The organism is Candidatus Nitrosomarinus catalina, from assembly GCF_002156965.1.
Classification (GTDB): Archaea; Thermoproteota; Nitrososphaeria; order Nitrososphaerales; family Nitrosopumilaceae; genus Nitrosopumilus; species Nitrosopumilus catalinensis.
This window is the reverse complement of record NZ_CP021324.1, coordinates 1,225,434-1,240,383: the sequence shown is the minus strand read 5'-3', so window position 1 is coordinate 1,240,383 and position 14,950 is coordinate 1,225,434. Positions and strand designations below refer to the sequence as shown.

Sequence of the window (14,950 nt, the reverse complement as noted above, 5' to 3'; positions counted from 1 at the left end):
TCCAATTCTAAATGCGATCATCGTAATGAGAGTATGGAGTAAGTTCTGATAATTATTAACTCGTTTGTTGTCATCTATTTAATTATACGATACTCGTTTAACATTTTATGATTTTGTACCACTACGATTAACATTGGAGCGTTGTAAAAAATGTTCAACCAAAATTTCAAACAAATTCTGTTGAAAGTTTATAGATACTAGTTTTCTACTATGGTAGGAGATATTATAATGGATAATTCACAAATAGAAAATACGATCAATGAGATCCGTAAACGTAATGGTACAGTTACGGCTTTCGATTTAGATAAAATTTCAAATGCCATATACCAGGCATTAGCCGCCACCTCCAAAGCCGACCGTGGTGTTGCAGATAAACTAGCAGGAGAAGTGCTAAACAAACTTGTTGAACAAGGATTTACAAGCGAAAAATCACCAACTGTAGAGGATATTCAAGATATTGTAGAATCAACTTTGATTGATAGTGGTAATAGTGATATCGCAAAATCTTACATAGTTTACAGACACGAAAGACGAAAACTCAGAGATGAGAAGATGAGAGTTTTAAACCTAAAATCATTGGATCCAGTTTCAAAGAAATTTGATCTTAATTGTTTGAGAGTTTTAGCCTCAAGATACCTCTTTAGAAACTCAAAAAGTGAAATTATCGAGACTCCAACACAAATGTTTGAGAGAGTAGCAATTTTAGTTGGAATTGGAGATATGCTATATGATTCTCAGATATTTGATAAATCTGGTAATAACAATCAAGATGTAGATGAAGCTAAATCTTATCTTGAAAAATTAGATGCTTTTGATTATAAATTCAAAGTAGGAGATTATTTCTTCAACAAGTGGCATTTTAGATCTTTGATCAATCATTATGTCACACTTGCTAACAAAGGTCAAATGAAAGTAAGTTTCAAAGATCTTTTGACATTATTAGCAGCAAAAAAACTTGAAGTTTATTCTGATAGAATTACTGAATACTTTGAAATGATGACAGCACAAAACTTTTTGCCAAATTCACCGACAATGATGAATGCTGGTGGAAGATTAGGACAACTATCTGCATGCTTTGTACTTGGAATGAATGATGGTATGGAAGAGATTATGAAATCTACTTCTGATGCTGCATTAATTTTCAAATCTGGTGGCGGTGTTGGAATTAATTATTCTGATCTTCGTGAAGAAGGAGATATTGTTGCATCAACTTCTGGTGTTGCATCTGGTCCAGTATCTTTCATGAACATCATCAATACAGTTACTGAAGTTGTTAAACAAGGTGGTAAAAGACGTGGTGCAAACATGGGAATTATTGAAGCATGGCATCCTGACGTTGAAAAATTCATTACAAACAAAACAGAACCTGGTGTTTTAGAAAACTTTAATGTCAGTGTTGGTATTTGGGAAGATTTCTGGAATGCACTTGTAAATACTGAAGATGGAAATTATGTCTTAAGAAGTCCACGTGATAGAAAACCAGTTAAAGAAATTAACGCACATCAATTAATTGATTTAATTGCATTATCTGCATGGAAAAGTGCAGAACCTGGATTGATCTTCTTTGATCAAATTAACAAATACAATGTATTTGCTAAAGCAAGACAAGCTCCACTTAGAGCAACAAATCCATGTGGTGAACAAAGTCTTTACCCATACGAGTCTTGTAATTTAGGTTCAATCAACTTAGTAAACTATGCGCAAAAACAAGCAGATGGTTCTTACGAATTTGATTGGCAAGGATATGAAGAAATCATTAGAAAAACAACAAGATTTTTGGACAATATCATCGATGTAAATCATTATCCAGTTCCTGAAATCAATGTAGCCTCAAAAGAGTCTCGAAGAATTGGATTGGGAGTAATGGGTGTAGCAGATCTATTATACAAACTCAAAATTCCATACAATTCCAAAGAAGGATATGAACTCCAATCAAAACTCTCTGAAGCATTGACTTACTATTCTATGGAAGAAAGTGTTGCACTTGCTACATCTCGTGGTGAGTTCCCATTATGTTCCAAGACTGAATATCCTGAAGGTAAAATCCCAGTAGCTGGATATTATGAAAAATCTAAAAGTGCTCATTCATTTGAATGGGGTCCATTAATTGAAAAAATCAAAAAGCATGGAATTAGAAATGTACTAACTACTACAGTAGCACCAACTGGTACCCTTTCTATGATTGCAGATTGTTCAAATGGAATGGAACCGGCATTTGCACTTGTATTTGAGAAAAGAGTAACTGTTGGAAGATTCTTTTACACAAATAAGATTCTTGAAGAAGCTCTTAGAGATGAAGGTCTTTACACAGATGAAATTCTTGAAAAGATTGCAGACAACTATGGTTCATTGAGTGGAATTGATGAAATTCCACAATGGATGCAAGATGTGTTTGTAACTGCAATGGATATACACTGGGCTGATCACCTTATGGCTCAAAGTGTATGGCAAGATTGGATTGGAAACGCAATTGCAAAGACAATCAACATGCCATATGATGTAACAGCTGAAGATGTCAAATCATCATACTTGTTAGCCCATGAACTTGGACTCAAAGGTATGACTGTATACCGTGATGGCTCTAGACATAAACAAGTTCTTCACATGACAAGTGAGAATGCAGAAAAAACATTTGAAGTTGCACCAAGTGAATACATGCTATCTTACATCCATGAAAATATTACAAACAAATACATCAAAACACAAGTTGGTGCATCACTTGCACTAAAAGTCCATGATGAAGAAATAAAGATTGAAGCTCCAAAACAAGAAGAAGTTGCAGAGGAACGATTGTGTCCTACGTGTAAAAATAATCTTGTCTTTGTAGAAGGTTGTAGTATCTGTATTGAATGTGGATACAGTGGTTGTACCTCTGGATAAATAACAGAATCACAACTTTTTTACTTTCTTTTATTTTGTTATCCTCATGGATAAGAAAAAACTAGGCATAATCCCAGTTTTTGCTGTTATTGCATTAGTTTTTGTTTTTATTGTTTCTGATAATTCTGTAGATGATACTGATACGACAATATCTCAAGTTTCACCTAAAATAAATAATGAATCAATTGGCATGGTGATTAATTCTCCATCTTCCTCAGTTACATTACAACAACTGGATGAAATCTTTGCAGATGCTTCTTCAACCGGAATTGGTAGAAGTAATGTTTACCTTTATTGGAATATGATCGAACCTGTTGAAGGAAAATTTGATTGGTTGCAATCTGATATTTTAATGGGATTAAATGAAAAAAATAATCATAAAGTAACTCTTTACTTTTCAATTATTAATGGAGAAACATTAGGACCATTTCCTAAATGGATTGGAAAACCCACACTAAATGGAATTAATCAAGATGAACTAGTTACCGCTTTAGATGCTGTTCTTTCACGTTATCACATTATTGATTCGGTAATAATTGCTGGTGAAACTGAATCACAATTTAGATACAATGAACGCTTTATTCCAGTATATCAAGAACTGTTTTCTAATGTATATGATAGAATAAAAGAAAAACATCCAGATGTTAATTTTGGTAATTCATTTGCTCTACATAATGTATTGAATAAGAATCTTGGAAATGTTGTACAAGAATTGTCATCTGGTGACTTTGTTGCATTTTCATATACTCCAACTGATTCGTTAAATGAAATAAGTAAAAACCCTGATGAGGCTATTGAAGATTTGAATAAGATTTTTGAAATTGTACCAAATAAAAAAATAGGATTTTTTGAAATAAGCTGGAGTACATCTGATTTTGTAGAAGGAAATGATGATTCTCAAAAATTATTTGTAGAAAAATTGTTTGATTTTTATGCCCAAAATGAATCAGATATTGAATTTATGACATGGTTTAGGTATATTGATCAACAAGAAAACAGTTGTGTTAAAGAAGAGCAAAAAATTGGTGATCAAACAATCACTTTAGGCGGTGGTTCAAGTATGGGTACCAGTGAACATGTAATTGAAAGATTGAATCAGTATAATTGTAATACTGGTCTTGTAGACGTTAATCAAAATGGAAAAATTGGATGGAATGAATTTAAAACTCAAATTCAAATGCTAAACTAAAATGATTTCTTTAATTTTATCCGAATCTGCACTAGAACTTGTACCCTATGAGTTGGAAGAACACCCATCAGTAGTTTCACATGCCAAAAAATTAGGCAAATATCCTTCTGATATTTTGTTGGATAATTCCTGGCATTTTGCTGCAATGAAGGGAATAAAAAATGAAATTAAACGTGGACGACCTGATCTTGTTCATTTTTCAATACTTGAAGCTACATCAATTCCATTATACTATCAAAATAAATTAAATCTGTTTGTTCATACTATTGATAACAAAGTAATTCATTTTGGAAAAAATGTTCACATCCCAAAATCTTATCATAGGTTTCAAGGTGTAATTGAAAAATTATTTCAAGAAAAAAAAATTATGTCAAAAAATGAATTGTTACTTGATATGAAGGAACAAACTTTTTCAGAATTAATTGAAGAAATCAATCCATCTAATGTTATTGGTTTTTCTACCGAAGGAGAATTAAGTTCATACCAAAAAATTGCATCTGAAATTCCTGATAACTCATGTATCGTACTAGGTGGATTTCAAAAGGGTCATTTTTCTGATTCAGTGCAAAATAAGATCACAAATCTATACTCTGTTGGAAATGAATCCTTTGAATGTCATGTGGTTGCATCCAGAATCCTATATGAGTACGAAAAAACCATTTTTATGTAGGAATTTTGTTTTTATTTTCAGCGCAGTCATAGTATAGCCTGGTTAGTATTCGGGGTTTCCAACCCTGTGACGCGGGTTCGAATCCCGCTGACTGCAGTCTTTAATTTTAATCAGAACTAATTTTTACCTGTATTTTTAGAAATTATTGTGAAGCCTATAGTTTACAAAATTGCAATGGAAAGAATGCAAATTTTAATTGATAATGCAATCAGTAATGCTAGAACCGATCCTGAATTATCACAAAGACAGGCCTCCATTGCACGCCGAATTAGCAGTAAATATAAAATTCGAATGCCATATGACCTTCGAATAGTTTTTTGCAAAAAGTGCAAATCATTCATTGCTCCAGGACTAAATTCTAGAATTCGTTTGGGTAGGGCATCTGTTAAATCGATCAGAATCTCATGTAATTTTTGTGGTCACACATACCGTAAAGTAATCTCCTGACAATTTGCAATTATTTTTTAATAAGTTGAAAATCATTACAATTATGATTCTAAAATTAGTCTTAGCTCTATTTGTGGTTCTTTTTGTATTTTCAATTACTCCCGCATATGCTCAACATCATTCTGGTGCAATGGCACCTCCAATTGATCTTGATGGATTAAAAGTTGCAGTAAGTACAACTCTTTTCCCAGAAGATTTCAGTTTCGGTGATTCAAAATCTACAAATCTATCAATTAGATTTTTTGATAGTGAAACTGATGTTAACATTCAAAGTGTGACGTACCGTGTTAAAATTTTTCAAGATGACAATTTAGTTGCAAATGAGTATTTTTATGACGAAGATGGAAAATTGGAACTAAAGATCAAACCTACAACTGGATGTATGGAAAAAGAACTTTGGAAGTGTACTGTGTATAATGGTGAAAAACATGCTATAGCAGGTGGATATTATGCAAGAGGAGATTCACTACCCACAATTCAAGGACCAATTTTTGATAAAAGTGGACAATATTCTGTTCAAGTTTCTATTGTAGGTGCAACAAATCCAAAAACTTTGACTACTCAAGACTTGCTTTTTGAAACCTTTTTGCATCTTCCAGACAAACAGATTTTTGAAATAAAAACTGCTTCAGCAGAAGAATTTCCAATTTCTGTAAAATCTCATAATAATGAAATTTCTAACTTTGTATATGATGAATCATTAAATAAAATATCATATGAAATACCATTTGACTGGAATGATCATAGTGATAGTTCAAGTCTAAACCAAATAATCTCATTTAACAAAGATTTTTCGTCTATTCCAGTAGATAATGAATTATTGATATCTCTTAATGACGTGGAAATTTCCAATGAGTTTTATGAATTTAATATTTCAAATCCTGAAAAAAATTCTATAAAGATTGAGGTTCCTCATAATGATCTTTTCGAAATAAAAAGTAAATTACTTTCTACATCAAACAATGATTCAATTAAATTAGAAATTTTATCTGGTGAAAAAATTAATTTTAATGACATTAAATTCTCTTTTGAAAATGATATAATTGGAGAAGTTTATTGGAATTCTAATTTAGTTTCTGGTAAAAATATTCCTTTCACATTTTCCTTCTACGATAAAAATAATATTCCTGTAACAGATCTCTTGTTTGTTTATGGCATTACTGATTCCTCTGGAAAAGAAATTTGGTCAAATATTGGAACTGGAGAAAAATATCTTGGTATTTTAGCTCCGGATGGAATTTATCAAGAATCTATTTTTATTCCAACTGATGGAGAGTATGAATTTAAATTAATTTTAACTGGTCAATATTCTAATAATTTTAAAAACTTTCTTGTATCTACATCTAATTTTGAAATTAACTCTCAATCGATCTTAACAAAAGAAAAAACTAGCACCATTCCAAATTGGATCAAAAACAATGCAGAGTGGTGGGCAGCTGGTGCAATTGATGATGATGCTTTCATTCAAGGAATTCAATTCTTAATCAAAGAAGGAATTTTAGAAATTCCATCTACTTCACAAGGAGCTAGCTCTGGAAATGAAATTCCAAATTGGATCAAAAACAATGCAGAGTGGTGGGCAGCTGGTGCAATTGATGATGATGCTTTCATTCAAGGAATTCAATTCTTAATCAAAGAAGGAATTTTAGAAATTCAATAAATGATAATTTATTCTAATTCCTCTTCTGTATCATTTTCTTTTTCTTTTGACCATCTATTTTTTCCACCTTCTCCATATTGACGCCAATCTTTTTTCATTGGCTATACTATGGTATTACTTTCTAAAAAGAGTCTCTACTTGACTTTCTTTTTCTCTGACTTGTCTTTTTAATTTGAAAATTTTTATCGAATTTGCGATCTTTTAGAAATTTATCTCTGCCTAAGTTCTTAAATTATCAGACATTTTCTCTTAAAATGATTTATAAGACGATTATCGATTTTTGCAGTTTATGGCAAAAGTCTATGATGTACCAGCAGATGTCTTAATTGAGAGATTAGCTAACATTCTAAAAAATGAAGATATTCCTGCTCCTTCTTGGACTCCATTTGTCAAAACTGGCGCCCATGCAGACAAACCACCACAAGACAGTGAATGGTGGCATACTAGATGTGCATCAATTATGAGAAAAATTTACTTTAATGGCCCAATTGGAGTTAATGAATTAAAGAAAGATTATGGTGGTGGCAAACCACATGGATATGGTGCTGCTCATCATAGAGATGCAAGTGGTGCAATTGTTCGTAACGCAATTCATGGATTAGAGAAACTTGGCTATTTAGAAATAGTTGAAAAGAAAGGTAGAGTTGTTTCTAAAAATGGAATGCAAAAACTAGATAGACTTGCTACAGAAATACTCAATGAATTAATTCTAGAAAAACCTGAATTGAAAATTTATCGTTAGATCAAAATGAGTTTTCCTGAACCAAACGATATACCACAAGATCAAAATCCTAATCATGAAGCAGCAGCACAAAAAGAGCAAATCCTAAAACAAATTTTAACTCCAGAAGCTAGAATGAGATTAAATAATATCAAAATGGTCAAACCTGAGTTATCCGATCTTGTTGAGCAATATCTAATTGGAATGGCAACACAGGGAAAAATGCCCGGACAGATAACTGACGATCAATTGAAGCAAATTCTTATTTCTACACAACAACCTAAACGTGATTTTAAAATTAACAGAGTATAGATCCCAATAAAATATAATTAGGGGTAAATTAGATTGAAACCATGAAAGCAGTAGTATACCGTGAATATGCACCAGATGATAATTATGCAAAAATTCTCAAGGTTGAAGATATTGATTCCCCGAAGCCAAAACCAGATGAGGTAGTTTTTACCAATAAAGCATCTGCCCTAAATTATAATGATATTTGGGGAATGAGAGGTGTTCCAATTGCAATTCCTCTACCACACATTTCAGGTTCAGATGTAGCTGGAGATGTAATCGCCGTAGGTGAAGATGTAACAGGTTTCAAAGTTGGAGACAGAGTTGTTTCCCATTCTAATTTAGCATGTAGAGTTTGTAGTGCTTGTACTTCCGGAAGAGAATTTGATTGTACTCGAAGACAAGTTTGGGGTTTCCAAACTGGTCCACTATGGGGTGCATACAGTGAAGAAGTTCACCTACCAGAAGTTAATGTTTCACATATTCCAGAAGGAGTTTCATATGAAGATGCAGCAGCAGCATCCATGACAATTCTAACTTCATGGCACATGTTAGTTGGCAGAGCCAACATTACTCCAGGTCAAACCGTACTTGTAATGGGTGGTGGTTCTGGTGTTGGAAGTTTTGCAATTCAAATTGCTAAATTATACAACTGTGATGTTATTGCAACTGCAAGTCCAGATAAATTAGATAAATGTAAAGAATTAGGTGCTGATTATGCAGTTGATCATAGACAAGATGACTGGAGTAAACAAGTCTTCAAAATCAGTAAAGAAATTGCAAAAACAAAAGGTGAAGCACCTGGAATTGATCTAGCATTTGATCATATTGGTCAAACCCACTTTAACAAGCAACTACAATTGCTCAAATATGGTTCAACCCTAGTTTCATGTGGTGCAACAACAGGTTATGATGCACAAATAGATCTTAGACACATATTCTTCAAAGGAATCAATGTCTTAGGTTCAACACAAGGAACAAAAGCTGAATTAGATCAAGGTCTATACTGGATGGGTCAAGGAAAAATTAAAGCTGCAGTTGACTCAGTTTATACATTTGAGCAAGCAGCAGAGGCTCACACAAAAATGTTAACTGGTAAGTTCTTCGGCAAAATCATATTGAAGCCTGAAGGCGCATAGTCATTTAATGACTCAGCTCTTCAGAAGTCTCATTTTTGTTCCCGGAAATAATCCCAGATTTCTAGAAAAAGCAAAAAAGCTTCAGGCTGATATTGTATGTTTTGATTTGGAAGATTCTGTTCCTGATAATGAAAAAATCAGTGCTAGAAAATTAATCAAAAATGCCCTAAAATCTCGTTCAGAATATTCTTCATCAATATTTGTTAGAACTAATTCCCCGTTATCTGGAAAAATTCCATCAGATCTAAAAGAAATTGTTCAAAAAGGAATTGATGGAATCGTAATTCCTAAAGTGAATAACGTTTCAGAATTAAAAAAAATACAAAAAATTCTTTCTGGTTTAGAAAAATCTAAAAAACTAAAACCCATTCAAATTATTCCATCCATTGAATCAGCAGAAGGTGTAGTAAACTCATATCCAATTGCATCATTTGGAAAGCGCGTAACTGCAATTGTTTTTGGTATCTTTGATTTACTAAATGATTTGGGTGTCGAATACACAAAAGATGCACCAGGTGGTAAATATTCTAGATACAAAATACCTGTTGATGCTGCAGCTGCAGGAATATCTGCCATTGATGGTATTTGGCAGGATCTACATGATTTGAAAGGATTAAAAAAAGATTGTAATTTTGGAAAAAGCTTAGGATATTCTGGCAAAAGTGTGATTCATCCGGATCAAATTTCTACAGTGCATAAATCATTTTACCCAAATAAAACTGAAATTTTGTGGGCAAAAAAAGTCTGTAAAGTGTATTTGGAATCAACAAAAAAAGGTAAAGGTGCAACAACAGTTGATGGCAAAATGATAGACGAGGTTCACTATAAACAAGCAAAAGCACTTTTAGAAATTGTAGAATAAGAGAATGATTGACCTTCTTGATCCAACCAATGTAATTACTCGATTTTTTAATAGTGAAAGATATGATCAATTATACGATTATTGTAAGGATCTGCTAAAGAAAGATCCTACTGACATGCTTGCTTTACAAAATATCTCATTATCTTTGATATATTTGAAAAATTTTGAAGAGGCCATTACATATTGTGATAAAGTTCTTGAAATCAAAAATACTGATGCATATGCACTAAAAAATAAAGTATTTGCTTTGGAAAGTTTGAAAAAATATGATGAAGTTTTAAAATTATGTGAAACACTTTTGTCAATTGACCCCAAAGACCTTTGGGCCCTAAATAGCATGGGGATCTCGTTAAATGAATTAGATCGCCATAAAGATGCAATTAGATATTATGATACTTCACTTGTTATTGACCCTAATGATGTAACTGCATTAATGAACAAAGCCATCTCATTAAGTCATTTAGGAAATTTCCAAGATGCAATTGATTATTATGACTTAGCTCAACGAATTGACTCAAGCTTAAGGGAAATACCTCCTGCAAAATCAAAATTATATGAAAAATTAAACATGCCTGATGAAGCATTTTTAGCTGCTCAGGGTGTGCTCAACAAAGATATGCCAAAAATCAAATCAGATGCTAAAGAGAATAAATGCACTGTTTTTCATCAATTTTGTGATGATGAATTTCAAAATTCTGATTCAAAATAATTAATGTTTAGAATTATCTAAATCATTTTATACAAAGACAATGTATTTTTTTTAATGTTTACAGGTATTGTCGAAGGAGTTGGAAAAGTAAATAAAATTTCAAAAATTACAAAAAATCGTAGTGCAATTGAAATGACTATTGACTTGGGTAAACAAGTAAAGGGATTAAAAATTGGACAAAGCGTTGCACTAAATGGTGTATGTCTTACTGCAACAAAACTGTCAAAATCTAAATGTATTTTTGAAATGATTGAAGAAACTACAAAGAAAACTGATCTTGGTAATCTAAAAGTTGGTGGAGTCGTAAATATTGAAAGAAGTTTGAAAGCAGGTGATAGATTAGAGGGTCACTTTGTTTTAGGACATGTTGATGGTGTTGGAATAATCGAAAAAATTGTTAAAAAACCAAAAGAAGTTCAAGTATACTTTGAAGTTCCAAAAAATTTAGCAAAATATGTTGTTAAGAAAGGCTCTATTGCAATTGATGGAATTAGTTTAACTGTTGTTGATATTAAAAAAACACTGGCATCCGTCTCTTTAATTCCTCATACTATAGAAATTACAAATTTTCATACTAAGAAAGTTGGAGATAAGGTTAATATTGAAACTGACATTCTTGGAAAGTATATTTTAAAGCAAGCCTAATTATCTACAATTATAGTGGTAATTACCCATTTTTTAGTAAACTATATACCTAGATTGAAATAATTTTTGTATATGTCACTTGAAACTGGACTTGAATCTCTTAAACGTGGGGAATTTGTATTATTATTTGATTCAGCAGGACGTGAAAATGAAATTGACATGGTTGTTGCAGCAGAATTTATCACTCCTGAGCATGTTGCACGAATGAGACAGAATGCAGGTGGATTACTATGTATTGCTCTTGAAAATAATTTTGCAAAATCGCTCGAATTACAATACATGCATGATACTCTTGCAAGTTCATCTATGTCAAATAAAGAAATGATAATGGGTTTAGCTCCGTATGGCGATTACCCAACATTCTCATTATCTGTAAATCATTATCAAACTTACACAGGAATCACAGATAAAGACAGAGCATTAACAATTTTGGAAATGGCTAATATCTACAAAGTTGAAAATAAACAGAAAAAATTCTCATCATCATTTAAAACTCCAGGTCATGTTCCTTTATTGATTGCATCAGAAGGATTAGTGGCATCACGTCAAGGACATACAGAAATGTCTGTATACTTGGCTAAGACTGCAGGATTGACTCCAGTAACAGCTATTTGCGAAATGATGGATGCAGAAACCTATACTGCATTATCTGTAGATAAAGCAGAAAAATTTGGAAAACAAAATGGAATTCCATTAATTGATGGAAAAGAACTTTTGGAATACGCTAAGGTGAATTAATTTTGAATATAGCCATTGTAGTTTCAGAATTTAATGAAGAGGTAACATCCCGCATGTTAGAAGTTGCAAAAGAAAAAGCAGATTCTATGAAATTAACAATATCTCATGTTTGTAAGGTTCCTGGAGCCTATGATATGCCTATAATTGTAGATAAATTGTTACAAAATCAACAAGTTGACGGTGTTGCAACTTTAGGTGCTATAATAAAAGGACAAACTAAACATGATGAAGTGATATCTCATGCTGCAGCTAGATCCTTAACTGATTTATCACTAAAATATCAAAAACCTGTTTCTCTTGGAATAACTGGACCTGGAATGCAAGAAAGACACGCTTATGCCCGAATTAGACCTGTTGCAGAAAGAGCTATCGAAGCACTTGTTACAATTTCAAAAGAATTGGAAAAAATTTAAGAATGATCCAATTAAGTATCTTAAAAATTACTGAATATGGGCCTTGGACTTTAACATTAGGTAGTGACAGAGAACATGAATTACAGATGTTGCAGGCTTCTCTTTACAAAAAAGTACAAGAATTATTTTCTGCAAAAAATTGCTTGGTATTTTTAAATAAATCAGATGAATTTTTTGTTGTATCAAATGGTCTTACTCTAAATGATCATATTGAAATTCAAAAATCCGTTAAAGAATCATTTGAAGTTAGTTTAACTATTTCAATTGGATATGGAAAATCTCCATTTGATGCTAATCTAAAAGCATATGAGGGTAAACAAAATAGTGTGATATTAAATGAAGAACATAGTATCTATGGGTTCATTGATAATAGTTTAGAGTTTGATGTTTCAATAATGCATTTGGATGTTGATGATCTAAAATCACAAAGAAAAGATAACTCTCCATATGAAATTTCATTAAAAGTTTTTGAATTATATTCTAAAATTGGCAGATATTTCATTGAAAAAAATTCTCTTTCATTTTTTCTAGGCGGTGATAATTATATGGTAATTGCAAGTGATGATGCAAAAAATTCTGTTCAAAATTTTATTGATATAATTAAAAATGATGACCAAATTTCTTTGAACTGTGGTATTGGAAATGCTAAAACTAGTAGGAATGCAGCTAAATTAGCCACAAAATCTCTTGATACTATACGTGAAATACGAGATTCAGGAAAACAGAAACCTGATGTTTATGAATTATAATGTTATTAAAAAATATCAGTGCATTAATTGGTGAAAATTTAGATTTCATTTCAAATATTGATGTTCAAATTAGAGATGATAAATTTCAGAAAATTAATCAGAACATACAATCTAAATCAAAAAAAGATACAATAGATTGTGAAGGATTACTATTGATCCCAGGATTCATAAATTCTCATACGCATATTGCTGATTCAATTGGTAAAGATATTACATTGAATAGTACTGTAAATCAAAAAATACATCCTATGTTTGGAATTAAATCTAAAATTTTGAAAAACACTTCTAATGAATATCTCTCAACATTTATGAAAAATACATGTCGCTCTATGATTCAAAAAGGTATTACCACATTTGTTGATTTCAGAGAAGGTGGACTAGATGGTGCAATATTACTTAAAAAAGCGGTTGATGATTTGCCAATTCGTACAATTCTTCTAGGAAGACTAGATTTTCACCAAAGCACATCAGAAATTAAAAAAAATAGCCCTTTTCCAAAGGAAAAAACTCTTGAACTTCCATCTTTAGTAAAAATTTGTGATGGAATTGGTATTAGTGGTGCTAATGAGCATAGTACATCTGTATTACAATCGTATTCAAAAACAAAAAAATTACGAGCAATCCATTCTTCTGAAACTATAGAAAGTGTTCAAAAATCAAAACGAATTACTGGAAAATCAGAAACTCTTAGAGCATTATCATTAAAACCTGATTTTTTGATTCACATGACTCATGCTTCTAAAAAAGATCTAGATGCTACATCTAAGAAAACTAGAGGCATAATTATTTGCCCTAGAGCCAATTCCTCACTATCTGAAGGAATTCCTGATATTGAAAAAATGCAAAATGCTGGATGTCTATTAGGATTAGGTACAGATAATGTAATGATTAATTCACCAGACATGTTTCGTGAAATGGATTATCTCTGGAAGGTAACTATGGGAATTAAAAAAAAGAGAATAGACCCCAAAGAAATTCTTAAAATGGCAACAGTCAATGCTGGAAAAATTCTAAAAAAAGAAATTGGTGTTATTCAAACAAAAAAAATAGCTGATTGTATTTTTCTTGATAAACATGCATTAGATTTAGAACCTATGCATAATCCTTATGCATCTATTGTACATAGAGCATCTCAATCAACAATCAAAGCAGTAATGATTGGAGGAAAAATTGTACATGGAAAAATCTAATATGCATATCATTTTAAGTGCAGCAATTTCAATTGATGGAAAAATTTCTACAAGATCAAATGATTCTAAGTTATCTTCCCAAGAAGATAGTACTAGATTGCATAAATTAAGATCAAAAGTGGATGCAATCCTTATTGGAAAGAATACTATGTTAAAAGACGATCCATTATTAACAGTACGTTATACAAAAGGAAAAAATCCTACAAGGATAATTTTAGATTCTAAAGGTACAATTTCAAAAAATTCTAAAATAATTAAATCAAGTGATAAAATTCCAACTATAATTGCTGTTTCTAAAAAAATTAGTAAAGCAAATCTATCAAAATTAAAAAAATTACCAGTAGAAATAATTATTTCTGGAGAAAATTCTGTTAATTTAAAATTATTAATGAAAAAACTTTCTACTAAAAAAATTAAAACTATTTTAGTTGAAGGTGGAGGTACAGTAAATTGGGAATTTATTAAAAATAATATTTTTGATGAATTAATTATCACTTTATCTCCTTATCTAATTGGAGGAAATGATGCCACCTCTTTAGTTGAAGGAAAGGGATTTGCCAAAATAGTTAATTCACCTAATTTGAAACTAAAATCTGTTAAGAGGCTCAAAAATCATCTTGTGATAAATTACATCAAAGTGTAAGTTC

At 31.6% G+C, this 14,950-nt stretch carries 16 protein-coding genes and 1 tRNA gene; all 17 read left to right on the top strand.

What is annotated here, in order from left to right; genetic code table 11:
- Positions 1–228 precede the first annotated feature (228 nt).
- The 17 genes from NMSP_RS07555 (at position 229) to NMSP_RS07475 (ending at position 14,946) form a co-directional block, all read left to right on the top strand.
- Complete coding sequence (locus NMSP_RS07555; protein WP_086908434.1) at positions 229–2,880, top strand: adenosylcobalamin-dependent ribonucleoside-diphosphate reductase; 2,652 nt, start codon at positions 229–231, stop codon at positions 2,878–2,880.
- A 46-nt stretch (positions 2,881–2,926) separates the two neighbouring features.
- Entirely contained in the window at positions 2,927–4,069 is a 1,143-nt protein-coding gene (locus NMSP_RS07550) for a hypothetical protein (RefSeq protein WP_086908170.1), read from the top strand.
- Position 4,070: 1 nt separating this feature from the next.
- Positions 4,071–4,739, top strand: a complete 669-nt coding sequence (locus NMSP_RS07545) for a ribosome biogenesis protein (protein ID WP_086908169.1) — start codon at positions 4,071–4,073, stop codon at positions 4,737–4,739.
- Positions 4,740–4,761: 22 nt separating this feature from the next.
- Positions 4,762–4,835, top strand: a tRNA-Gly gene (locus tag NMSP_RS07540).
- 87 nt (positions 4,836–4,922) lie between these two features.
- A complete protein-coding gene (locus NMSP_RS07535; protein WP_086908433.1) occupies positions 4,923–5,186 on the top strand; it encodes a ribonuclease P protein component 4 in 264 nt (87 codons plus the stop codon).
- A 43-nt stretch (positions 5,187–5,229) separates the two neighbouring features.
- A complete protein-coding gene (locus tag NMSP_RS07530; RefSeq protein ID WP_086908168.1) occupies positions 5,230–6,846 on the top strand; it encodes a hypothetical protein in 1,617 nt (538 codons plus the stop codon).
- 289 nt (positions 6,847–7,135) lie between these two features.
- Complete coding sequence (locus tag NMSP_RS07525) at positions 7,136–7,588, top strand: 30S ribosomal protein S19e (RefSeq protein WP_086908167.1); 453 nt, start codon at positions 7,136–7,138, stop codon at positions 7,586–7,588.
- A gap of 6 nt (positions 7,589–7,594) precedes the next feature.
- Positions 7,595–7,879, top strand: coding sequence for a DNA-binding protein (locus NMSP_RS07520; protein ID WP_086908166.1), 285 nt, complete (start codon positions 7,595–7,597; stop codon positions 7,877–7,879).
- Positions 7,880–7,920: 41 nt separating this feature from the next.
- A complete protein-coding gene (locus tag NMSP_RS07515) occupies positions 7,921–8,997 on the top strand; it encodes a zinc-binding dehydrogenase (protein ID WP_086908165.1) in 1,077 nt (358 codons plus the stop codon).
- A 7-nt stretch (positions 8,998–9,004) separates the two neighbouring features.
- Positions 9,005–9,859, top strand: a complete 855-nt coding sequence (locus tag NMSP_RS07510) for an HpcH/HpaI aldolase/citrate lyase family protein (RefSeq protein WP_086908164.1) — start codon at positions 9,005–9,007, stop codon at positions 9,857–9,859.
- A 4-nt stretch (positions 9,860–9,863) separates the two neighbouring features.
- Positions 9,864–10,568: a tetratricopeptide repeat protein gene (locus tag NMSP_RS07505; protein WP_086908163.1), complete on the top strand. Its 705-nt coding sequence runs from the start codon at positions 9,864–9,866 to the stop codon at positions 10,566–10,568.
- A gap of 54 nt (positions 10,569–10,622) precedes the next feature.
- Positions 10,623–11,213, top strand: coding sequence for a riboflavin synthase (locus NMSP_RS07500; protein ID WP_086908162.1), 591 nt, complete (start codon positions 10,623–10,625; stop codon positions 11,211–11,213).
- A 72-nt stretch (positions 11,214–11,285) separates the two neighbouring features.
- Positions 11,286–11,951, top strand: coding sequence for a 3,4-dihydroxy-2-butanone-4-phosphate synthase (gene ribB, locus NMSP_RS07495; RefSeq protein WP_086908161.1), 666 nt, complete (start codon positions 11,286–11,288; stop codon positions 11,949–11,951).
- Positions 11,952–11,953: 2 nt separating this feature from the next.
- Positions 11,954–12,364 (top strand): 6,7-dimethyl-8-ribityllumazine synthase, encoded by a 411-nt coding sequence (ribH, locus tag NMSP_RS07490; protein WP_086908160.1) that lies wholly within the window; start codon positions 11,954–11,956, stop codon positions 12,362–12,364.
- A gap of 2 nt (positions 12,365–12,366) precedes the next feature.
- Entirely contained in the window at positions 12,367–13,113 is a 747-nt protein-coding gene (locus tag NMSP_RS07485; RefSeq protein ID WP_086908159.1) for a GTP cyclohydrolase IIa, read from the top strand.
- Positions 13,113–14,303 carry an amidohydrolase family protein gene (locus tag NMSP_RS07480; protein ID WP_086908158.1) on the top strand — a complete coding sequence of 397 codons (1,191 nt, stop codon included), beginning with the start codon at positions 13,113–13,115 and terminating at the stop codon, positions 14,301–14,303. The genes NMSP_RS07485 and NMSP_RS07480 overlap by 1 nt, the downstream gene beginning before the upstream one ends.
- Positions 14,290–14,946 (top strand): 2,5-diamino-6-(ribosylamino)-4(3H)-pyrimidinone 5'-phosphate reductase, encoded by a 657-nt coding sequence (locus NMSP_RS07475; RefSeq protein WP_086908157.1) that lies wholly within the window; start codon positions 14,290–14,292, stop codon positions 14,944–14,946. Before NMSP_RS07480 ends, NMSP_RS07475 begins: the two co-directional genes overlap by 14 nt.
- The last annotated feature ends 4 nt before the right edge of the window (positions 14,947–14,950 follow it).